This window comes from Olsenella sp. KH3B4, assembly GCA_900111695.1.
Classification (GTDB): domain Bacteria; phylum Actinomycetota; class Coriobacteriia; order Coriobacteriales; family Atopobiaceae; genus Tractidigestivibacter.
Genome location: FOHD01000001.1, coordinates 370,142 through 392,149, shown reverse-complemented (window position 1 = coordinate 392,149; position 22,008 = coordinate 370,142). Strand labels below are relative to the sequence as shown.

At 62.6% G+C, this 22,008-nt stretch carries 20 protein-coding genes; 8 read left to right on the top strand and 12 right to left on the bottom strand.

The genetic code is table 11. The features are described from left to right. Positions 1-14: 14 nt before the first annotated feature. The 5 genes from BMX94_RS01780 to BMX94_RS01760 form a co-directional block, all read right to left on the bottom strand. Entirely contained in the window at positions 15-1,232 is a 1,218-nt protein-coding gene (locus BMX94_RS01780) for an ABC transporter permease (RefSeq protein WP_091002767.1), read from the bottom strand. Continuing rightward, positions 1,229-1,990, bottom strand: coding sequence for an ABC transporter ATP-binding protein (locus BMX94_RS01775; protein ID WP_091002765.1), 762 nt, complete (start codon positions 1,988-1,990; stop codon positions 1,229-1,231). The genes BMX94_RS01780 and BMX94_RS01775 overlap by 4 nt, the downstream gene beginning before the upstream one ends. Before the next feature lies 1 nt (position 1,991). Beyond that, complete coding sequence (locus tag BMX94_RS01770; RefSeq protein ID WP_091002762.1) at positions 1,992-3,377, bottom strand: efflux RND transporter periplasmic adaptor subunit; 1,386 nt, start codon at positions 3,375-3,377, stop codon at positions 1,992-1,994. A 519-nt stretch (positions 3,378-3,896) separates the two neighbouring features. After that, positions 3,897-5,252 (bottom strand): dicarboxylate/amino acid:cation symporter, encoded by a 1,356-nt coding sequence (locus BMX94_RS01765; protein WP_091002760.1) that lies wholly within the window; start codon positions 5,250-5,252, stop codon positions 3,897-3,899. A 298-nt stretch (positions 5,253-5,550) separates the two neighbouring features. After that, the gene (locus BMX94_RS01760) at positions 5,551-6,237 is read right to left on the bottom strand and encodes a GntR family transcriptional regulator (protein ID WP_177171282.1); all 687 of its coding nucleotides are present in this window, start codon (positions 6,235-6,237) and stop codon (positions 5,551-5,553) included. Between the two features lie 215 nt (positions 6,238-6,452). Here BMX94_RS01760 and BMX94_RS01755 point away from each other — a divergent pair, with 215 nt between their 5' ends. The 6 genes from BMX94_RS01755 to BMX94_RS01730 all read left to right on the top strand — a co-directional run bounded on the left by BMX94_RS01755 (position 6,453) and on the right by BMX94_RS01730 (position 11,507). After that, the gene (locus BMX94_RS01755) at positions 6,453-7,484 is read left to right on the top strand and encodes a sugar kinase (RefSeq protein ID WP_091002755.1); all 1,032 of its coding nucleotides are present in this window, start codon (positions 6,453-6,455) and stop codon (positions 7,482-7,484) included. 25 nt (positions 7,485-7,509) lie between these two features. Further along, positions 7,510-8,148, top strand: coding sequence for a bifunctional 4-hydroxy-2-oxoglutarate aldolase/2-dehydro-3-deoxy-phosphogluconate aldolase (eda, locus tag BMX94_RS01750; RefSeq protein WP_286159981.1), 639 nt, complete (start codon positions 7,510-7,512; stop codon positions 8,146-8,148). A 100-nt stretch (positions 8,149-8,248) separates the two neighbouring features. Beyond that, the gene (locus BMX94_RS01745) at positions 8,249-8,536 is read left to right on the top strand and encodes a type II toxin-antitoxin system Phd/YefM family antitoxin (RefSeq protein WP_091002753.1); all 288 of its coding nucleotides are present in this window, start codon (positions 8,249-8,251) and stop codon (positions 8,534-8,536) included. Positions 8,537-8,540: 4 nt separating this feature from the next. After that, positions 8,541-8,837: a type II toxin-antitoxin system RelE/ParE family toxin gene (locus tag BMX94_RS01740; protein ID WP_091002752.1), complete on the top strand. Its 297-nt coding sequence runs from the start codon at positions 8,541-8,543 to the stop codon at positions 8,835-8,837. Between the two features lie 35 nt (positions 8,838-8,872). Next, entirely contained in the window at positions 8,873-9,763 is an 891-nt protein-coding gene (locus tag BMX94_RS01735; RefSeq protein WP_286159980.1) for an RluA family pseudouridine synthase, read from the top strand. A gap of 148 nt (positions 9,764-9,911) precedes the next feature. Then, positions 9,912-11,507 (top strand): 4Fe-4S dicluster domain-containing protein, encoded by a 1,596-nt coding sequence (locus BMX94_RS01730; RefSeq protein ID WP_091002750.1) that lies wholly within the window; start codon positions 9,912-9,914, stop codon positions 11,505-11,507. Positions 11,508-11,853: 346 nt separating this feature from the next. Here the strand turns inward: BMX94_RS01730 and BMX94_RS01725 are convergent, their stop codons facing one another. Then, positions 11,854-12,162 (bottom strand): CDP-alcohol phosphatidyltransferase, encoded by a 309-nt coding sequence (locus BMX94_RS01725; protein ID WP_072354954.1) that lies wholly within the window; start codon positions 12,160-12,162, stop codon positions 11,854-11,856. 277 nt (positions 12,163-12,439) lie between these two features. On the opposite strand from BMX94_RS01725, the gene BMX94_RS01720 reads away from it, so the two are divergent. Beyond that, positions 12,440-13,276 (top strand): nitroreductase family protein, encoded by an 837-nt coding sequence (locus BMX94_RS01720; protein ID WP_091002748.1) that lies wholly within the window; start codon positions 12,440-12,442, stop codon positions 13,274-13,276. Between the two features lie 422 nt (positions 13,277-13,698). Here BMX94_RS01720 and BMX94_RS01715 read toward each other — a convergent pair whose 3' ends face one another. Then, entirely contained in the window at positions 13,699-14,685 is a 987-nt protein-coding gene (locus BMX94_RS01715) for a D-isomer specific 2-hydroxyacid dehydrogenase family protein (protein WP_091002747.1), read from the bottom strand. Between the two features lie 596 nt (positions 14,686-15,281). Between BMX94_RS01715 and htpG the strand changes: the two genes are divergently transcribed. Beyond that, the gene (htpG, locus tag BMX94_RS01710) at positions 15,282-17,252 is read left to right on the top strand and encodes a molecular chaperone HtpG (RefSeq protein ID WP_091002745.1); all 1,971 of its coding nucleotides are present in this window, start codon (positions 15,282-15,284) and stop codon (positions 17,250-17,252) included. A 158-nt stretch (positions 17,253-17,410) separates the two neighbouring features. Here htpG and BMX94_RS01705 read toward each other — a convergent pair whose 3' ends face one another. The 5 genes from BMX94_RS01705 to BMX94_RS01685 all read right to left on the bottom strand — a co-directional run bounded on the left by BMX94_RS01705 (position 17,411) and on the right by BMX94_RS01685 (position 21,993). Continuing rightward, positions 17,411-18,430 carry a LysR family transcriptional regulator gene (locus tag BMX94_RS01705; protein WP_091002743.1) on the bottom strand — a complete coding sequence of 340 codons (1,020 nt, stop codon included), beginning with the start codon at positions 18,428-18,430 and terminating at the stop codon, positions 17,411-17,413. A gap of 1 nt (position 18,431) precedes the next feature. Continuing rightward, entirely contained in the window at positions 18,432-19,415 is a 984-nt protein-coding gene (locus BMX94_RS01700) for a 3'-5' exonuclease (RefSeq protein ID WP_091002741.1), read from the bottom strand. Positions 19,416-19,556: 141 nt separating this feature from the next. Continuing rightward, entirely contained in the window at positions 19,557-20,384 is an 828-nt protein-coding gene (locus BMX94_RS01695) for a class II glutamine amidotransferase (protein WP_091002739.1), read from the bottom strand. Positions 20,385-20,475: 91 nt separating this feature from the next. Beyond that, the gene (locus tag BMX94_RS01690) at positions 20,476-21,252 is read right to left on the bottom strand and encodes a radical SAM protein (RefSeq protein ID WP_091002737.1); all 777 of its coding nucleotides are present in this window, start codon (positions 21,250-21,252) and stop codon (positions 20,476-20,478) included. Positions 21,253-21,285: 33 nt separating this feature from the next. Continuing rightward, the gene (locus BMX94_RS01685) at positions 21,286-21,993 is read right to left on the bottom strand and encodes an MgtC/SapB family protein (RefSeq protein ID WP_091002736.1); all 708 of its coding nucleotides are present in this window, start codon (positions 21,991-21,993) and stop codon (positions 21,286-21,288) included. Positions 21,994-22,008: the final 15 nt, after the last annotated feature.

Here is a 22,008-nt window from a genome sequence, read left to right as displayed (position 1 = left end):
GAACGGAGCAGTCCCTACTGGTACCGCAGCGACTCCACCGGGTCGAGGCGCGCGGCACGCCAGGCGGGGTAGAATCCAAAGAGCACGCCGATGCCCACACAGATGCCGCAGGCAAGACCCACCGCCGTGGGGGAGATGACGGGCGTTACCGCAAACCCGCCCATCTCGCTCGACATGCTGGCAAACTGCGCCAGCACGTTTGCGCCGGCATACCCCAGGATTATTCCAAACGCGCCTCCCACCAGGCACAACGTGATGGACTCCAGCAAGAACTGCCACGTGATGTCTGCGCGGCGCGCCCCCAGCGCCTTTCTCAGCCCTATCTCGCGGATCCTTTCGGTGACGTTGGTGAGCATCATGTTCATGATGCCAATGCCGCCGACAATGAGGGAAACGCCAGCGACGCAGGTCATGAGTGCCTGGAACGCCCCCATCGTCGAGTCGAGCTGCTCGATGACCGAGGCCATCGTGGTGACGCCCACGTAGTAGTTGGGCGCCTCGCCGCTCGAGGGGTCCTCATCGGGAAGGTTGAAGTAGCTCCTAAGATAGGACTCCGTCCGTGCGGGAATGCCGCTCATGTCCGTGTCCTCGCGGGCAAAGCCGATGATCTGGCTCACGCCCGTATTGCCGCTCATGCGCTTCTGCATGGTCGAGAGCGGCACAAAGGAGTAGCCATTCATCATGCCCGAGCTGCCAACCACGCCCACAACGGTGTAGTCGTCGTTGCCAACGTGGACGCTCTGCCCCACCGCCTCGTCCGCCGATCCCCACATGCGCTCAGCAATTGCCTGGTCGAGCATGATGACGCGCGACCCTGCGTCCTCCTCGCTCTGCATGATGACGCGCCCGGCGATGGCTTTCGTGCCCATGGCCTCGAAGTACTCTGGCTCCACGCCCAGAAGGGTGCTGTTCTCCTGGGTCACACCGTTGGAGATGGCTCCCGAGTTGTAGGACGCCGCTGTGATGAACTCGTAGTCGTCAGACATTCCGGCCTCGAGCGCCGCGATGTCATCCATCGTGACCTCACGACCAGGCCAGCAGTCGATCATGACCGTGCGTGACTGGGAAAGTCCCAGCTCACCCACAAGCGATGCCTTCACGCCGTCTATGAGCGCTGTCATGGAGATGACGGCAGCGATGCCAATGACAATGCCCAGGATTGTGAGCAGGCTTCGTCCTCGGTTTGCCTGGATGGCCGAGAAGGTCTCGTAGAAGAGGTCTCGGATTCTCATGCGCCCGTCACCTCCTGCGTGCCGTCGAGCGCCTGCCGCTCTCGCCGGGCTAGCGATGCCACGTAGGCGCGCTCCTGCTCGTCAGAGAGGAGCCGTCCGTCTCGTATGTGCACCACGCGGTCCGCCCAGCCTGCGACACTCGAGTCGTGCGTGATGAGCACTACGGTCTTGCCGCGTTTCTGCATGCGCCTGAACGTTCGCATGACCAGCTCTCCGGTGGCGGAGTCGAGATTTCCCGTTGGTTCGTCAGCAAGGATGAGCGCGGGGTCGTTCACCAGCGCGCGGGCAATGGCCACGCGTTGCATCTGCCCGCCGGAAAGCTCGTTCGAGCGGTGGGTGTAGAGGCTCTCGGGAAGGCCTACCTCTGCAAGAGCCTGCCACGCCCTCAGCTCGCGATCGGCGGTGGTGCCCCTGCTGTAGACCAGGGGAAGCATCACGTTTCGAAGCACCGTGGCACGTGGGAGCAGGTTGAATGACTGGAAGACAAAGCCAAGCCGCGTGGAGCGAACATGTGCCAGCTCGTCGTCGGTGAGCTTTGAGACGTCGATGCCCTCGAGGAGGTAGAGTCCGGACGTGGGGCGGTCGAGGCAGCCGAGGATGCTCATGAGCGTGGACTTGCCCGAGCCGGAAGGGCCCATGATGGCGAGAAACTCTCCGCGCTCGACGTCCAGGCTCACGCCGCGAAGCGCTGGCGTGAGGCCGGCGGCCGAAGAGTAGATGCGGCAGACCTTCTCGGCGTGGATGACGTGGGAGGCCATGCTAGGCCACCGAGCTCGAGGAGGATGCCTCGCCGGTCATGGTGTCCGCGTCTGTCTCCGCGCCTCCCTGCATCACGCCTATCACGACCTCGTCGCCTTCGGCAATGTCACCCTCGACGGCTGCCATGGTTCCGTTGGATGCAAGCACCGTGACGTGTCTTGCCTCCGTTGTGGGGAAGCCGGAATCGTCCTGCCCGGTAACAACGCCCACCATGGCCTGGTCCCCCTCGCCGTCTACGGCGCTCAATGGAAGCATGAGCGCGTCGGGGATGTCCGTCGAGGAGATGGTGACGCTTGCCGTCATGCCTGGCTTGAGCGACGGATCCGGGTTGGGGATGAGAAGATCGACGGCATAGGTGACCACGTTTCCGCCGTAGCCCGACAGGGCGCTCGAGGCGTCTGCCGAGGAGACCGTGGCAATGCGGGTGACGGTGGCATCAAGCTCGACGTTGGGAAGCGCCGAGAAGGTCGCGCGCGCCGCCTGCCCAACGGAGACCTTTGAGATGTCCATCTCGTTCACCTGCACCGATACTGTCATCTGCGAGAGGTCGCCGATGGTAATGAGCGAGCCAGAGGAGACCGTGGCGGCGGCACCAGCGCCTGCCCCGGAGCCCACGGCGGCGCCCTCGACGGCGTTCATGACCACGATCGTGCCCGAGGCCGGTGCCGTGACCGTGCGCTTGTCTGCGGTGGCAACGGCGTCGTCATAGGCGGACTGGGCTGTCTCGAGTGCGAGCTGGGCGGAGTCGACGGCGTCGGCGGCCGAGTTCACCGTGGCGAGGTCCGTCTGGTCTGCGTAGTATGCCTTGTAGGCAGTGTTGTAGTTCTCCTTGGCGGAGGAGAGCTGCGTCTTTGCCGAGCGCAGCTGGATGTCCGCCTCGCGCACGGCCTTGTCGAGTGAGTCGTTGCGGATGGTGAGGAGGGTGGTGCCCGCCTCGACGTAGTCTCCCTCGCTGACGAAAACCTCGGAGATGATGCCGTCCACCTCCGGTGTCACCACGACGGAGCTCATGGGCTGGACGTTTCCGGAGGCCTTCACCTGGTCCGTGAACTCTCCGCGCATGACGGGGGTGGTCTGGAGGGTTGGCCCCTCGGGGACGTTCGCACTCTGCTGGGAGGTCACCGTCCAGACGAGGACGGCGAGAACCGCGCAGGCTGCGATGGCGCCGATGATGACGTTCCTACGGCGGCGCTTCTTGCGGTGGGCGAGGAGGCTCGCCATGGCGTTGCGGGTCTCCTCGTCCTCCTCGGCGGTCTCGCCTGGCAGGGACGGCGAGGCGCTGGGGGAGTCCCCAGATATCACGGGGAGGCTGTCGAGTGGGTGGGCGGCTGGCGTTGTCTTGTCAGGCTCGCCAGAATCTGTGGTGCGGTCGGTCTCCTGGGACATGCGTCCTCCTCGCCCTTGTGTGCCAAACGGGTGGTGCGGGGTGCCGTCGTGCCTGCGATGTTGAGCGAACGCTGCTGTTTTGCCTGCTCAACGTGCTTAGGGACATGATACCGGGGCCTTACCATCAGGAACCTATCGGCAAGCTTACAAATCTGTAAGCGGCGCTTGTGCCTGCGGACGGGCGAGACGGTAGGCACGGGGGTTCTCATCCCATCGGCTGGAGTTTGCGGCCAATAGGCAGGGCTTTTCAGTCCCGAAGGCCTATTGCCTCTCAATTATTGAACGTTATTTCTTCTAAGAATGACATTCTCCCAGTTGCTGTTAGGATTTCTCGGAATATCGCGCAATAAATCCTTGCCAGTAAGGCAACATCGAGTCGGCACGGCTCTTGCCCCGCATCCAACGCTCGCCCAACAGCCCGTGGGCCACGAGTGGCTAGGCAAAGTGGGGCACACAAACCAGGGCTCCCCAATGCCCATGCGGCACCGGGGAGCCCGCGGAGACGCTGTCACAGAAGCGCTACGCCGCGCTTGCCTGACTCGTGTTCTTGAGTCCAAACGAATCCTCGCCGTCGTAGACGCTGTGGTCTACCAGGCCCTCGCCTGCCGCAACAAGCAGCGAGGCCTCTGCCGCGCCCAGCACGTTGGTCGCCGTGCGGCCCATGTCGACGATGGAGGAGATGGGCGCCACAAGGGCGATGGTCTCCACGGGAAGCCCCAGCGCGGCCAGGAGCGCCGTGGCGGTGATGGTTGCCGTTCCCGGCACGCCCACGGTGCCAATGGAGACAACCAGCGTGAGCAGGACGAGGAAGGCGTACTGGACCGGCGTGAAGGGGATGCCAAGCGCGTTGATTGCAAAAACCGACACGAGCGTTGGCCACATACCGGCGCAGCCGGGCATACCAAGGTTCGCGCCAAGGCCGGCCGTGAAGCTTGCCACGTCCTCGTCGACGCCCAGGTTCTGGGTGAGCGAGCGAATGGTAACGGGGACCGTTCCGATGCTGCTCTGCGTGGTGAAGGCGGTGACCGCTGCGGGGGCCATTCCCTTGAGGAAGCGCACCGGGCTCAGGCGGCCAATCCATGCCACGAAGGCAGACTCGAAACCAAAGAACTGGATGGCGAGAACCACATAGGCAACGGCGAGAACACCCAGCAGCGGCACGAGCTGGGTGACGTCAGCGCGTCCAACGGCGCGTCCGATGAGGGTCACCACGGCGTAAGGCGTGAAGCCAACGACCCAGCTTACGGTCTCGCCCAGCACCTTGTTGCCGGCATCGACAAATGCCTTGAACGGACGAACGTCGACCTTCTCGTCATCTTTCCGCTGCGAGGCAAGGCGGTTGTACGCCAGTGCCACGATGATTGCAAAAATGATGATTGGGACAACCGCGTTGCTGGTCCACGCGGCGGCGAGGTTCTGCGGGAAGAGGCCAACGATGGTGTCGGTGACCGTGGGGACCTCCTTGGCCTCGTACGTGACGCCGTCAAGCGAGAAGCCCGTTCCCACGCCAAGGGGCAGCGCGATTGCCAGCGTGAGGAGGGTTGCCGTGAGCGTGTTGAGCACGAGGTAGAGCACCGACTTTACCCCGATGCCCTTGAGGTGGACGAGGTCCGCCAGGTTGGTGACGCTCGAGATGATGCTAAAGAGGAGGAGCGGTACCACAAGCGCGGAAATCACGTTTGCGTAGATGGCGCCAAAGATTGCGTAGTACGAGAAGGCCTGGCCAAACGCGACGCCAATGACTATGCCGAGTCCGGTCGCGATGAGGGTGCGCACGCCAAACCCCACCTTGAACCGGCGCTTGAGCGTGGCGAGAAGGGCGAACGCCACAATGGTTGCGACGAGTGCCCAGAGTGCCGTGATATCAACCTGCATGAGATGCTACCTTCCGACGTGTCGTATTCGTTCCAAGTGGGGGATGCGGGCGAGCTGCTTCGCCGTGCTGGTTTCGCTACACATTCGGTGACAGATGGTGGCCATGAGATGCTCCTCAATCTCTAGTGCGCGAGTAGGATATTGGTATGGTCGTGCATGAGAGTTCGCAGCACAAGGTCACACGTCGTAGCGTTTTTCGACAACTGGCGTTCGTAATTTGGGAGAGCAGGGAGTTTCGACGCACGAAAAACGGGACCCAAAGGGCCCCGTGGAATGGCTCTTACCGAATTAAGTACGGCTAGTGCGGTCCCTGAACAAAATAGCCGGGAAAAGCAGCAGTGACCTCGTTGCGCTCGTCGAGCATCACGTGAAGGTGGTGGACCGTGACGTAGGACGCTTCCTCGGGATCCTTCTTAGCGATGGCCTCGACTAGCTCTTGGTGTTCGGCGAGGATGGAGCCCCAGCCCATGCCTCGCGTTTGAACGTGCAGCCAGCGATACCGCTCGAGGTCGAGGTTGGTTTCCTCAAGCCACGCCCAGGCGCGACGCCTTCCTGCAATGGTATAGAGCTCTTCATGCATGCGGTTGTCTGCGTCAAAGAACGTCCTCTGATCGTGTGCCTTCATGGCGCGCTCCTGGTTGTCGAGGAGTTTTCGCAGAGAGGCGATGTCCTTCTCGCCTGCGCGTGAGCAGCACTCCACAACAACCGCGCGCTCGGTGTTCGACCTTAGGAAGCGCGCGCACTCCGCGGCATCGAGGTCGACCAAGGCCACGTACGAGCCGCTCTTTGGGCGTGTGACAACGAGCCCCTCCTGGCGCAGGCGCACGATCGCCTCGCGGACGGGGGTGCGTCCGACTCCAAGGCGCTCGCGTATCGCGGTGGGGGAGAGCCGTTCTCCCGGGGCAAAGCGAAACTCCATGATGCCGCGCCTCAGTGCGCCATAGGCGAGCTCGGCCTGTTGGTCCTGGTCGGTACTGTCTGGCATCCGCTTCTCCTTGGGCTTGAGTGTGGTGGCTAGCATATTACTCATTAACTGGAATGTAAGTTAAGCCAGAATCACGGCAACCACTGGGGATGCGCGTTTGCCGATATTTGGAATTCACTTGCGAAAACACCACGTAACGCCTTGACTTCTCATATCCAAGGCGAGAAGATCACAGGCATAACTAGCATGCTAAATTACTCAAAGGAGGAGTGGCCATGGATTCAACAACCAAGGTCTTGACGTTTGGCGAGATCATGATGCGTCTCTCACCACCTGATCACCTGCGACTGGAGCAGGCCACGAGCATGGACGTTCGCTACGGCGGCGCCGAGGCGAACGTCGCGCTCTCCCTTGCGTATCAGGGTGACAACGCGGCGTATGTTTCGGTTGTGCCGGAGAACCGTATAGGCGACTGCGCGCTGCGCAGCCTTGCTGCCTACGGCGTGGACGTGAGTCGCGTGGTCCGCACGGGTGATCGCCTTGGCACCTATTACTTCGAGCTGGGCGCGTCGGTGAGGCCCAACGGCTGCGTCTACGACCGCAAGTACTCCGCCATGAACCTTGCCTCTCGTTCGGTCTTCGACTGGGACTCGATTCTCGAGGGCGTCGGTGTCTTCTATGTCTCCGGGGTCACCCCTGCCGTGTCTCCCGAGATGGCCGCAGCCTGTGAGGAAGCCCTTACTGCCTGCCGTGAGCGCAACATCACCACGGTCTGCGACCTCAACTACCGCGGGCGCCTTTGGTCTCCCGAGCGTGCGCGCGAGGTAATGAAGCGCCTTCTGCCCCTCGTTGACATCTGCATCTCGAATGACGAGGATGCCGAGGCGTGTCTCGGCATCTCCCACGGCTCCGGTTCGCTTGCCACGGGTATCGAGGAACGCGACGCCTACGTGCAGATAGCCGCTGACGTCTGCGAGCGCTACGGCTGCAAGATGGTCGCCTCGATCGTTCGTGACATCCGCTCCGTCGAGGACTCCGACTGGATGTCGCTCATCTACACCGACGGCCAGGCGCACTTCTCGTCCATCCACCACGTTCACGTGCTCGAGGGTGTTGCAGCGGGCGATGCGTATGGCGCAGGCCTTCTTCACGCGCTGCTTCATGGGTTCGACCTCGATCGAGCAGGGGAGTACGCGATTGCGGCGAGTGTCCTCAAGCTTACCGTCCGTGGTGACTCCAACCTGGTGAGTGTTGGCGATATCGAGTCTGTTGCAAAAAGCGGCGCTGCCCTGCGCGTAAGTCGCTAGGGCCTTTGCCATAAGGGGGATTCTCATGAGTTACATGGATGGTTTCTATCAGAGCGTTGAGCAGGTCGGCGTTGTGCCCGTGGTCGTGCTCGATCGTTCGGAGGACGCGGTGCCGCTTGGAAAGGCACTTGCCGAGGGCGGACTTCCCGCGGCTGAGGTCACTTTCCGCACTGCCGCTGCGGCCGACTCCATCCGCGCCATCGCCAATGAGTGCCCGGACGTCCTTGTGGGTTCGGGCACGGTCCTCAACGAGGAGCAGGCCAGGTGCGCCGTTGACGCTGGCGCCCGCTTTGTGGTCTCTCCCGGCTACGACCTGGGCGTTGTTCGCTGGTGCCTCTCACACCAGGTGCCCGTGATTCCTGCCGGCGTCACGCCCACCGAGGTCACGGCGCTGGTCAACGAGGGCGTGGAGGTCACCAAGTTCTTCCCGGCGGCACAGTACGGCGGTCTTTCCACCATCCGTGCCTTGGCCTCGGTCTTTGTGGGTCACCGCTTCATGCCCACGGGCGGGGTGAACGCCGAGAACCTCAAGGACTACCTCGCTGACCCTGCCATCATTGCTTGCGGGGGCACCTGGATGTGCAAACCGGCCATGATTCGCGCCGGTGAGTTCGACCGCATCTGCGAACTCTCGCGTGAGGCGGCTGCCATCGTCCGGGGGTAGGGTCGCGCTGGACGATGCCGGTCTGAGCTTCCTCTTTGCTTGCCGTTTCACATGATATTTGCAGTAAAATACATGCGAACCCATCGAGAGGAGGCTCGGCATGCCGGCGATGACGTCGCTTAGCGAGTTCAACAGGCACCAAAGCGAGACAATATCCGAGCTTGAGAAGACGGGGGAGCCTCTGTACCTCACCAGAAACGGCAAGTCTGCCGTGGTGGTCATGGACGCGGACGCTTTCGATCGCATGGTTTCTGCCAAGGAGGAGCTCCGCACTCGCGAAATGGCAGTGTACGACGGTCTCATGCAGGGATACCAGGACGTTCTTGATGGCAAGGCGGCCCCCGCGCAAGATGCCTTCGCCCGCATTCGCTCCAAGCGCGGCTGGTAGCGCCATGTCGTGCGAGGTGCTGCTCACCCAACACGCGGAGAGTTTCCTTCTCGAAAATGTGACTCTCGAACGCGTGATGAGAAGGATTGAGGAAACCGTTGAACTTCTCGGCGCGTATCCTTTGATCGGCAAAGCGTACGATCCATCGTATCCTGCCGCACGCCCTCCCTTTCCGTGCAGGTTTCTTCAAGTTTCCGACACACCGTTCACGCTCTATTATCTCTTTGACGAGGAGGTCGGCGTCGTGACGGTCTTCGACGTCGAGTGGAGTGCGGGTGACCTGCGGCGCCGCTTTGCGTGAGTAGCGCTTTGGCGCGGCGAGGCTGGAGGTAGTTCGTGCGTTGCGAGTTTCTCGGCGAGAAGGGCGATGCCACGCGGCTTGAGTTCCGCGTGCCCGAGGCCTGCTCGGCGCTTGATGTGGCCTTGGACACGGGCATGTCGCGTCGCTCCGCTGCCCGCGCGTTCCAGCGCGGCGAGCTTTCGCGTGACGGAGAGATGCTCGCACCACCGTCACGGCTTTTGGCGGGCGATACGGTGACCGTTGCCCTTGTGCGCTCTGCGGTTACCCCCGCAGTGTTGGACGTTCCTCCTGCCACCATCATCTACCAGGACTCCGTTTGCCTTGCTGCCGAGAAGCCCGCGGGCATCCTAGTGCATGGGGACGGTACCGGTACCCCCACGCTCACAGACCGCGTGCGCGTCTCGCTTGCGCGCCAGGGTGTGGCGGCCATCCCCCAGGCGGTGCAGCGCCTGGACGTCGATACCACGGGCATTGTGCTCTTCTCGCTCTCCGAGGAGTACCAGCCGGCGTTTGACGCGCTTGTCGCCGGTCACGCCATGCGCAAGCGCTACCTTGCCGAGGTTGCCGGCAGCTTTCCGCAGGATGCGACTACCATAGAGAGGCCCATCGGCCGAGACCGTCACGACGCGCGCCGCATGCGCGTGTGCCGTCCAGGGCAGGGCCAGTCCGCCCTCACACGGGTGCGCGTGCTCGAGCGAAGGTCGGCAAGCACGCTCCTTCTCGTCGAGCTGGGCACGGGCCGGCGCCATCAGATTCGCGTGCACCTCTCGTCTGTGGGCTTTCCCATCATGGGGGACGTGCTCTACGGCGGCGCCCGCGATGCGCGCGGTCTCATGCTGCATGCGCTGGAGGAGGAGTTCGACCATCCGGTGACCGGCGCGCACGTGCTTCTCCGCACCGAGATGCCGCAAAGGTTCCGAGCGTAGCTGGGAGTTGCGCGACTGGGGCTGTGCGCCCGCTTGCAACGCCATTTCGACTCATGCAGCGCAAGCACGGTTGCGCGATACTGTTGATGAAGGGGACGCCGTTTGCAGTGCGGCGCGTAGAACAGAAAAGAAGCGAGAGGATTCGCCGATGGCTGACACCATGCGTGGCGTGTACACCAACCTGACCGAGATCAGGCGCAATGTCTTCTGCGAGGTGGCGAAGATTGCGTACGAGGGCGGGGAAGACGAGGCGAAGAAGCTCGACGAGCTGCCGTACAAGATCATTCCCGGCGACGTAGCAACCTACCGTGAGAGCGTATTCCTCGAGCGCGCCATCGTGGGCGAGCGCATCCGCCTCACGCTGGGCCTTCCCCTGCAGGGCGTCGACCGTCCCGAGCAGCTCTCCGATGGCCTTGCCGAGGCGTCAAAGCCCGAGACCTACTACCAGCCGCCTCTCATCAACATCATCAAATTTGCCTGCAACGCCTGCGAGGACAACGTCTATCGCGTGACCAACATGTGCCAGGGCTGCCTGGCGCACCCCTGCCGCGAGATATGCCCCAAGGGCGCCATCACGTTTGTGGACAAGAAGGCCCACATCGACCAGGAGAAGTGCATCCACTGTGGCCAGTGCGCCAAGGTGTGCCCCTACCACGCCATTCTCCACAAGGAGCGGCCCTGCGCCTCGGCCTGCGGCATGAAGGCCATTTGCTCCGACGAGCACGGTCGTGCGGAGATTGACTACGAGAAGTGCGTCTCCTGCGGACAGTGCCTCATCAACTGCCCATTTGGCGCCATTGCCGATAAGAGCCAGATCTTCCAGGTCATCCAGGCCATCAACGCAGGCGACGAGGTCATTGCTGCCGTGGCGCCGGCGTTTGTCGGCCAGTTTGGCGGCAAGGGCAATGTGGGCAAGCTGCGTGAGGCCTTCCACCAGCTGGGCTTCTCTGGCGTTGAGGAGGTCGCGCTTGGAGCGGACCTCTGTACCATCCAGGAGGCCGAGGACTTCATGAACGAGGTCCCCGACAAGCTCCCCTTCATGGGCACGTCGTGCTGCCCCGCGTGGTCGGTCATGGCCAAGAAGGAGTTCCCCAAGTACGCCAACTGCATCTCCATGGCTCTCACGCCCATGACGCTCACGGCGCGCATGATTCGCACCCAGCACCCCCACGCCAAGATCGTCTTTGTGGGGCCCTGCGCCGCCAAGAAGCTCGAGGCCATGCGCAAGTCCATCAGGAGCGAGGTGGACTTCGTGCTCACCTTCGAGGAGATGGCGGGCATGATGGAGGCCAAGCAGATCGACTATCTCTCTCTGGCCGACGACAACAAGAGCGACTTCGACGTTGCGTCTGCCGACGGTCGCGGCTTTGCCGTGGCGGGAGGCGTGGCCACGGCCGTGGTCAACGCCATTCACCGTCGCTACCCCGATCGCGAGGTCAATGTGGCGAATGCGGAGGGCCTCGAGGACTGCCGCAAGATGATGAAGGACGCCGTACGTGGCAAGTACCCTGGCTACCTGCTTGAAGGCATGGCGTGCCCGGGTGGCTGCGTGGCTGGAGCTGGCACGTTGCAGGCAATCAACAAGTCTGCTGCGGCAGTCAAGCGCTACGCCAAGCGGTCTCCGCACGAGAACGCTACCGAGAACGCGTACCGCGTGCTCATCCCGGCGCTTGCCGAGGAAGATGGCGTGGATACCGAGGTTGAGGAGACTTTCGAGGCCCAGTGTCCGGTGGACGAGAAGTAGCGCCTCCGGGGCGCCGCGACCGGGGGCGCGCGTCTCGTCCGTCCGCCCGCCCGTCTCGGCCGTCCAGCGCTGCGCGAAACCAAAACTGCGGCTTAATTGCAGTGTGCCGAGAAGGACCAAGCGTTCTACCTGCGGTTCTTCTCGGCACACCCTTCGCACGACTGCAATTAAGTCGCAGTTTTCAGCGCGAGCCGCCTTCCGGACCCCGCGAGCCGCCCTCGGGATCCCGCAGCCCCTCGGATTCTCCCCGCCACTCCCGCCCTCCAGGCCCCCGCGAGGCGGGGGGTACACAAAACGGCCCCGTCGGCAACTGCCAACGGGGCCATGAGCAGCTATGGCAGTGGACCTACGCGGTCTTCTCGCCCTTGACCGAGGCATAGAAGGTTGCCTGGTCAAACACATCCTTGATGGTCTTGCCGTGGACAAAGGGGAGCATGAGGAACTCGTCGACCGTGTCGACAAGCTCGCTGCAGTCTACGAAGTGGTTCTTGGAGTTGCGCCGCGAGGTGTCCTGCGCGCGCCAAGCCTCAAAGTTGACGTCCGTGAGGTAGTAAATGGCCGACCCAACCTTCATGTACACGGAATGATTCCTATGAAGGTAGTCGGCCAGATCGTTGTAGCTGATATCGAGCGCCTCTGCCGCTTTCTTTCCCATGGCATGTCCTTTCGCCGAACGACCATGACCTGCATAGATTGACTATATCCCCGTTGGCTCAGAGTTAGTCCCGCGTTTGGATAATGTTCCCTTCTCGTCGGCAAGCGATTGTTTCTCCAAATAAGATGCAGCTCGAAAGGGGTGCGCGCCTGCCGCCCGCCCGATTGGTCGCGCTTGGCGGTACTTGAGGCACAACGTGTGCGCTAGCATGGTGGGGAATGCGCACGGGCCCGGGGCTGCCCGCTATCGGTTCGAGGCTTGATGAAGGAGCGTCGACATGGAAGCAACAGAGGCCGCTGTTCTTGCATCTGCGTGCGAGCTCCGTCGCACCGTGCGCACCTTCGACGCCTCGCCGCTCTCTTCGGAGGCTCGCGAGCCTCTCGAAACCCTGGCATCCCATGACGAGAACCCCTATGGCATACCGATTGACCTGCGGCTTATTGACGCCGAGGCGTACGGCGCCACCAGCCGCGTGATTCGTGGAACCAACTGGTACGTGGTTGGCTCACTCTCGCGCCGTGCGCACGCCGAGGAGGCCTTTGGCTACGTGGTCGAGCGCCTGATCCTCGCAGCGACGTCGCACGGTCTGGGGACGGCCTGGCTTGCGGGCACCATTGACCGCCCTGCGTTCGAGCGCGTGGCGGAGGTGGACGAGAACCGCATCACGCCTGCCGTCATCGCCGTTGGTACGCCTGCGGCCCGCATGTCCGCGCTCGAGCGCGTCATGCGCTCGAAGCTGCATGCGGACGAGCGGGCGCCGTGGAACGCGCTCGTCTTCCGAGGTGACTTCGCACACCCCATGTCCTCACCGGACGAGCTTGACCCCGCACTCGCCACCGCTCTCACCTGCGTGCGCGCGGCGCCCTCGGCGCAGAATCTCCAGCCGTGGCGCCTGGTCTGCTCGGATGGTCGCATCGACCTCTTTGAGCATCGCACGCTGCCGCTGCGCCCCATCGGGGACGTGCAGCTCGTGGACATGGGGATAGCCATGCTCCACCTTGAGGCTGGCCTTGCCCAGCAGGGCATGTGTGGCACATGGTCGTTTGACGGGCCGCGCGCCGGTGCTGGCTACCCCGATCCCTCCTTGACTTACGTGGCTACCATCAGTTTTTAAACACAAGCCGCATCAAGTGTTGTTTACTTCTCAGACGCCAGGGTACATACTTCATCGAAACGAAGGTTAGCTTCGAGGCACGGCCCGGAGCTCGAGTGAGGGAGGCGATACCGATGGGCAGTGAAGACGAGATACATTCAAACCTGTCTGCGGCCGCCAACCCAAGGCACGCCCGTTTGTAGGTCCCGGGAGGGCCAGCAACGCGAAGCGTAAATCGCATCAAGGGCGCTAGCAACCTGGCGACGTGTAGACAGAAGTTCTACAGGTTGCGATTGCAAAGGAGCGTTACCACCCTAATAGTTCAGAGCTAAGTCCACATGACACGAGGGGGCCGGCAGTCCTAGAGACGCCGGCCCCCTTTTTCTCCGTATGGTCTTCGCGGCGAGACGCTCGTTCCTTTCGTGCTCGTGGACTCGCCCTTGCTAGTGGCGTACCTCGAAGGGCGTCTCCTCGCCTCGCTCAAAAGCGAGGAGCGCGCTTGCGGAATTGCGGATCATTGCCTCAACGTCCTCGGCGGTGTAGAACGCCATGTGCGGCGAGACGATCACGTTGGGGAAGGCCATGAGGATCGAGCGATCGCGGTTGGGAAGCACGTCTCGGCTGCGGTCGAGGTAGTAGAGGTCCTCCTCGTGCTCGATGGTGTCGAGCGCCGCCGCGCCAACCTGTCCGGACTCCACGGCATCTACCAGCGCCTGCGTGTCGATGAGCATGCCGCGCGCCGCGTTCACGATGGTCACGCCGCGCTTCATCTTGGAGAAGGCCGCGGCATCGATCATGTGGCGGTTCTCGGCCAGGCCGGGCGCGTGGAGCGTTATGGCGTCAGACTCGGCATAGAGGGTGTCGAGGTCGACGTAGGTTGCGAGCTTGGCGACCTCGGGATTGGGGTAGGGGTCGTACGCCAGGAGCCTGCAGCCAAAGCTCGCAAGGTGCTTCACCACGGTGGTTCCAATACGACCGGTGCCAATGACGCCCACTGTGGAGGTAGAGACGTCCTTTCCCAGCTTGCCATGGAGGCCAAAGTCCTGCGCTAGGGACTGGCGCGAGAGGAGCTTCACCTTTCGCTGTGCCATGAGCAGCAGCATGATGGCGTAGTTGGCCACCCCCTCGGGCGGGTAGGGGGCATTTGCCACGCGCATGCCCAGCTCGTAGGCATGGGAAACGTCGATGTGCTCGTATCCGATGGTCCTGGTGGCAAGGTTCTTGATGCCCTCCGCATGGAACGCGTCGAGAAGCTCGGCGTTCATGGGGTTGGTGATGATGCAGAGGGCGTCATAGCCGCTGGCCAAGCCAACGTTCTCGAGGCTGGGGTACTCGGACGTCCAGCCGTACTCGAATCCCATCTCGTGCGCCCAGGCGTCAAGGTAGCCCAGCTCGTCATACTCGCGCAGGGCATAGGCAAAGAGCTTCATGTTGTATCTCCTTAGGTCACGCTCGGTGCGGCTTTATGGTATGCGCGACAGGAGCACAGATGCATCGTGGCGACCAACGCGAAACACAGCGGTCAAAAGCGGAATAACCGCGAGACGGCAGATGCGAGTTCCGGTTGGCAGCAGTTTTGGTGAGATTCTTTATGTGTCTGTAGCAAAGTCCCAATTCTCTGACCTGCGGTTCATCATGTTTCAAACCTGTTTGTACTGGGGGTATCTCCGAAAAACTGCCACCAACCGTCGATTCCTGCCATCGTGCATCCGAATGGCGTCCGTCCAGAGACGGGGTGGCCCGCCCGGCCTCGTGTGCCGTTGCCGTTGAGAAGAAAGTGGACAGAATTCACGCCAGGGATGCCCAAGAACGTCCAATTCCTTCTCAACAGTGCTTATCTGGGCGTAGTTGAGGACGTCGGCGAATCGGGTGCTTGCCCATCTCGTCCATCAATCTGCACACGGAGATAATCTCAGTGCGTGTGCACTAGATTATTTCCCTCTGTAGGTTTATCTCCTGCTGCGCTGGGTACCTAGATAGACGGTATGCATATTGATGCCGGCTTGTCTCAAGGAAAGAAGCGCACATGAAGCAATTTAAGACAGAGTCCAAGAAGCTCTTGGACCTCATGATCAACTCGATTTACACCAACAAGGAAATCTTCCTGCGCGAGCTCATCTCCAACGCATCGGATGCCATCGACAAGCTCAGCTTTGAGAGCCTCACCAACCCGGATGTCCATGTTGACCAGGACTCGCTTGCCATTCGCCTGGCCTTCGACAAGGACGCGCGCACCATCACAGTGAGCGACAACGGCATCGGCATGACCAAGGATGAGCTCGACAAGAACCTGGGTACCATTGCCCACTCGGGCTCGGAGGCCTTCAAGGAGGCAAACGCCGAGCACCAGGGCCAGGACATGGACATCATCGGCCAGTTTGGCGTGGGCTTCTACTCCGCCTTCATGGTCGCCGAGAAGGTCCGCGTGGTGAGCCGTGCCTACGGTGCGGATGAGGCCTTTGCCTGGGAGTCCGATGGCAGGAGTGGCTACACCATCGAGCCTGCCGCCGAGGGCGAGCGTTCGGGCGAGAACGACCACGGCACTGACGTGACGCTCTATCTGCGCCCCTCGACCGAGGAGGACAACACCGACCGCTTCCTCTCCGAGTGGGGCCTGCGCGATCTTGTGACGCGCTACTCCAACTACGTGCGCCATCCCATCCAGATGATGGTCACCAAGAGCCGCGAGAAGCCAAAGCCGGAGGACGCCGGCGACGACTACAAGCCCGAGTACGAGGACTACCAGGAGCTTGAGACCCTCAACTCCATGACGCCCATCTGGAAGAAGCGCTCCAGCGAGGTCAAGCAGGAGGACTACGACGAGTTCTACAAGTCGACCTTCCACGATTGGGAGAAGCCGCAGCGCACGATCAGCTTCCACGCCGAGGGCGCGCTCTCGTACGATGCCCTGCTCTTCATCCCGTCCGAGCAGCCCTTCGACCTCTACAGCAAGGACTACGAGAAGGGTCTGGCGCTCTACTCGTCCAACGTTCTCATCCAGGAGAAGTGCGCGGACCTGCTTCCCGACTACTACAACTTCGTACGCGGCATCGTTGACTCGCCTGACGTGACGCTCAACATCTCCCGCGAGACGCTGCAGCAGAACTCGCAGCTCAGGGCCATCGCCCGCCGCATCGAGAAGAAGATTCACTCCGAGCTCGAGGACATGCGCGACAACGACCGCGAGGGATACGAGAAGTTCTTTGGCAACTTTGGTCGTGGGCTCAAGTTTGGCATCTACAACTCCTACGGCTCGAAGGCCGCTGACCTGGCGGACCTGCTTCTGTTCTGGTCTGCAAAGGAGGGCAAGCAGGTCACGCTCAAGGAGTACGTGGCCGCCATGCCCGCTGATCAGGAGAAGATCTACTACGCCGCCGGTGACTCCCGTGACCGTCTGGAGAAGATGCCTGTGGTGACGTCTGCCGTGAACCATGGCTTCGACGTGCTTCTCTGCACCCAGGACGTCGACGAGTTCATGTTCCAGTTCATGCGCACCTACCACGTGGACGCCGTGGCCGGTGACTCCGAGCACAAGGGTACCGACGCCCGCGACCTCGAGTTTGCCAACGTCTCCTCCGCCGACCTCGACCTTGCGACCGAGGATGAGAAGAAGGCGGCGGACGAGGCGACCACCGAGCACAAGGACCTCATCGACGAGCTCAAGGGCGACCTGGGCGACAAGGTCACCGACGTGCGCGTGGCCGCTGGCCTGGGTGACGCCCCTGCGGCCATTGCATCTGAGGGCCCGGTCTCTCTGGAGATGGAGCGCGTGATTAGCCAGGGCCCCGAGGCTACCACGGCGCCAAAGGCCCAGCGCGTGCTGCAGCTCAATGCCGCGCACCCCGTGTTTGGCAAGCTCGTGGCGGCAAAGGACGCTGGCGACAAGGACCGCCTCAAGCTCATGGGATCCATCCTCTACGACCAGGCGCTTCTCGTCGAGGGTCTTCCCATCGACGACCCGGTGGAGTTCGCCAAGAACGTGACCGAGCTCATGTAGGCGGGGCTGCGGGCGCGGCTTTCGCGCTGAGCCCAAGCCGTCGATACAGCTCGAGGGTGTCCGGAATGGTTCCGGGCACCCTCGTTTCATGTTTTTCACGAATTTTTACAGCCAAGAGGTTAGGTCGGAGTAGAGGGGCGGGGACGTCGCGCCGCATCTTACTCTGCTGGCGTGGCGTCTTCCGGTGCGTCCTGTGTGTCATCGGCCGCGCCGACAGCATCGCCGGCAACGGCCCTCGTGACCTCCTTGGAGGGAACGAGGGCGTTCTTGTCTGTGCAGTCCATGATGAGCTGGTTGAGCTCGGCAATGTATTCCTGCGCAAGGCTCGAGAGTTTGCGTTCCCGGTGCACCACGTACCCCACGTTCATGACCTCGTCCACGTCAAGCGGTATGGCAACGACGCCCTCGAGCATCTCGTCGGAGCGCACGCCCGTCGAGACAAGAAACCCGTCGTAGCAGCGCAGGAGACTCGTCATGGTCGCGCGGTCGCTCACGGTGATGCGCTGGCGGTGGGGAAGCGACGAGAGGGGCTCCTCGGAGTAGTAGAGCGATCCCTCGGGGCCCTGCTCAAAGGTGTAGCGCGGGTAGTCCTCGAGGTCTTGCACGCGCAGGCTCTTGTGTGTGGCAAGGGGATGCCCCTCGCGGACAAAGACGTGCGGGCGCGCGCGGAACAGCGAGACAAAGCGCAGGTTTGCCTCGTCGAGGCGCCGCCTGAGCACGCGCTCATTGTAGGTGGAGAGGAAGAGTACGCCGATGTCGCTCCTAAAGGTGCGCACGTCGTCGATCACGTCGGCTGTGCGGGTCTCGCGCAACGTGAAGTCGCATGATTCGTCGTGGCGCTTTGCCACGAACTCCGTGAAGGCATTCACCACAAAGGCGTAGTGCTGAGACGAGACGGACAGCTTGCGGTAGGTGTCGTTGCGGTCGCTCTCGTAGTGGCGAATCATGAGGTCGGCCTGCTCGACCACCTGGCGTGCGTAGGCGAGAAGCTCCACACCCTCCGACGTGAGCGTGATTCCCTTGTTCGTGCGGTTGAAGACCTTGACGCCCATCTCCTCCTCGAGCTCGCGGATGGAGGTCGAGAGCGCGGACTGCGAGATGTAGTGGCTGTGCGCCACGGAGTTGATCGAGCCGCTCTCCGCGACGGCGATGAGGTAGCGAAGCTGCTGCAGGCGCATGTTAGTCCTCCTCGCGCTGGCCGGGGAACATCTTGCGCTCCGAGAACTCCGCCTGCACCGTGGCAAGCATGAGGTCCACGTCCTCAAGGCCCAGGTGGCGTTCCTTCTCGTTCTTGCTGAGCGTTCCGCGGCGGCGCGCCCAGTTCTCGAGCGTGGCGGGATGCGTCTCGCGGGGAAGCAGGCGCACCTCCGGGTCCAGCCGGCGGCAGATGTCGCGCGTGTCTATGGGAACGACCTTGCCGGCCTTGCGCGCCTCGGCATAGCCGTCCACGTTGAGCATGAACCAGGAGTCCTCGAAGGCGGCGTTGTGGGCCATGTAGGGGAAGGTGGTGAGCGCAGCGAGAATGGCCTTCTGCATCTTGGGGTTCTGGCGCAGAGGGGCCACGCCCTCGAGGTCCTTCCAGGTGATGTGATGGATCTCTGTGAGGGGCACGCCCTTCTCGGCATACATCTCGGGCATGCCGCAGTAGGCGGAGTAGGGATTGGTTGGCTTTGCCGTTGGCGTGAGGTTCATGAACTCCAGGCCAACGTTGATCACGTAGCCGCGGTCGGGCTCGCGGTCCGAGGTCTCGAGGTCGATGCCTACCACGGCACCCCACACCGGCGCGTCTACGTAGGCGATGCCCAGGTCAGAGGCTGTGGGGCCAGCGACGCGCGCGACCTCCTCGTCGCTTCTGTGCTGGAGCGTGGCCACGCCGTGGACGAGGTCGGCATCCGAGAGGCGCCGTGCGAGGTTGAGGCCGTTGGTGTTTCTCAGTCGCTCGATGCCATAGCGGTCGCATATGTCGCGGTTCCTGTCGGCAAGGCCGCGCACCAGGTCGAACGAGAAGGGCTCGCGGCCAAGCGGCGCGGCCTTCCAGGCGTCTGTCAGGACCTTGATGGCCTCCTCGTTCTTCGTGCGTTCCTGGGTGAGCGAGTCGTCGTCGGTGAGAAAGCCCGGGAAGACGAAGGCATTTGCCTGTTCGATTGCCTGGGAGAGGTCCATGCTTGCCGCTTTCGCTTCTGGCGGGCGGGGCCCGCGCTGTTGCCGTGTGAGGCGTCCGGTGGAGCCAGACGGAACCATACAGATTAGCAGAGGGGCGTGGCGGCGGTGTGCCGGGACGGTAGGCGGTGCTGGCTGCTGGCGCTACGACGCGATGACCTCTGGCCACGCGTCGCCAAACTTCTTGCGCAGGACGAGAATCGCCTCGCAGAACGTGTACCCGTGAGGCGCCGAGGTCCGCACCAGGCGACCGTCGCGGTAGGCGATAAGACGGTTTCGGGGCACGGGCTTCCAGAGGTCCTTCTCGGCATCCCCTCCCAGGGGTTTCGTCGAGAAGACAATGGCGTCGTCAGAGAGCTGACGGTAGTTAAGCGTGTCCTCGGAGGTGTTGGTGTGCACGTAGGTATAGGTGCCGTCGTCCATGATGAGGTTCAGGCGGTTGAGGTTGGAAATCTGCGAGAGGGCACCAGCCAACGCGTCGAAGGTGCCGTTGAAGTCCAGCGCACCGCCCGCGCGCATTGCCGCCTCGTCAAGGACGTCGAGAAGGAAGAGCATCGTACGCTCGCTGTCGGTCTCGCCGCGCTCGCGCCGGTCATAGCCCGCGAGCAGCTCTTCGTTGAAGAGGATGCCATTGTGGATGAGGGTCCACTCGCGCCCGGAGATGTCCGAGCCCAGGAAGGGGTGGCAGTTCTCGACGCTCTGCGCACCGCAGGTGGAGAAGCGAATGTGCGCCTCCAGGCGGCAGGCCTCGACGGGCTGATCCAGAATCTTGGGCAACAGCGCTGACTCATATGCTGGGATGGGCTCGCGCCAAAGTACAACATCCGCTTCGGGGTCGCCGGCCCTGCCGTGGTCGTCGCGCCACGAAAGTCCCCAGCCATGTGGGTTGTCATGGCTGTGAGTGTAGAACTCCCTCAGGTAGGCGTTGGCCAAGACCGGCCTTCCCGAGTTGATCGCGAAGAGCTCACACATGCGGGACGTCCGATCTCAAGCGGGTATAGGTACACTAACGATAATAGCGCGTCTCGTGTGACGGCTCTGTTTCCGTGTGGTGCCAGCCTTGCTAGTACCCCACGGTGCAGGGGAAGCCGAGGGCTCGCACGCGCTGGGCAATGGCGTCGAGGGTCTCTCTCGGCGCCTTACTAAGGCCCGAGGCAGGCGTGTCGCGGTCCACGGTGTAGATGGTCACGCCCTCCGGCCTAATGCGCTCAAGCGCCGAGAGCCACGCTTCCACGTGGCCTTCATCCGTGTTGTCGAGCGAGCGGCCCTTGTAGCTGCCGCGCAGGAAGATGGTCTGCACAATCACATGCCCCTTGAAGGACGCGAACACTTCCACCTGATGCTCCACGCTATAGGGCACACGGGGGCGGTCAAGCGCGGCCACGTAGGTGGCGTCGACGGTGTCAAGCTTGAGGACGTTCCTGTCCACGCGGAGAAGTGCCGCGTGCACCTCCGGCCGTGCTGCCTGCGTGCCGTTTGAGAGCACGGTCACGTGCGCTTCTGGCGCGTAGCGGTCGCGCAGTGCTAGCGCCGCGTTGACGGCTGCCGGAAAGACGGGACTTGCGGTTGGCTCGCCGTTGCCGGCAAAGCAGATGTCATCGAGCTTCTCGCCCCTCTCGGCCATTGCCACTAAGGCCGTTTCGAGGGCGGAGATCACCTGGTCAAGGCCCACATAGCTGTCGCGCGTGCGGCGCTCGTCGTTAAAGCCGTTCTCGCAGTACAGACAGTCAAAGGTGCAGATCTTGCCTGTTCTCGGCATTAGGTTCACCCCGAGGGAGACGCCAAAGCGCCTGCTTGTGACCGGCCCAAAGACGGGGCTCTGGTTGAGGAACGTGGGCATGTCGATTGCCTCCAATGCCGCTGGCGTTACCACCTATATCTCGTCGGCAAAGGTGACAAAGTCGAGGTTGCCGATGGACTCTATGAAGAGACTCTTGCGGCCCATGGACGAGAGCTCCACCGAGAAGGTCGCCGCCGTGCCCTTGCGGCCATCCTGGCCGCGAATGACCTCGAAGTTCTCGTACGTGCAGTCCCACGAGTGCAGCTTGCGGAGAAGCTCTCGCACGCCCGACGGCTCGTTGAACTCCACGTAGACGTCGAAGGTCTTTGATGCGCGGCGAATCACGCGGTCAAGGCGGTTGAGCCCCTCGAAGGTGAGAAGCACGAAGAACAGCCCGATGAGCGCGGCCTCCGTGAAACCAATGCCCGCAGCAAGCCCTATGCACGCGCACGCCCAGAGGCCGGCTGCCGTGGTGAGGCCGCGGACCTCGTTCTTGCCGGTCACGAGGATGGTGCCCACGCCGAGAAAACCAACGCCCGAGATGACCTGGGCGCCAATGCGGTTGATGTCGCCACGCGCATCGGGGAACTGGTGGAGCACGTACTCGCTCACGATCATGGCCATAGCTGCGCCAATGCACACGAGGACGTGGGTCTTGACGCCTGCGCCCTTGTTGTGGAACTCGCGGTCGATGCCGATGGCCACGCCAATGAGGGTTGCGAGCAGCAACCTTAAGAAGACGGCATGGGCACCCCATGCCGCCGTCTCAGAAACAAAGCTCTGCCAGGCTTCGCCAATCATGCCCTGTGCCGCTTG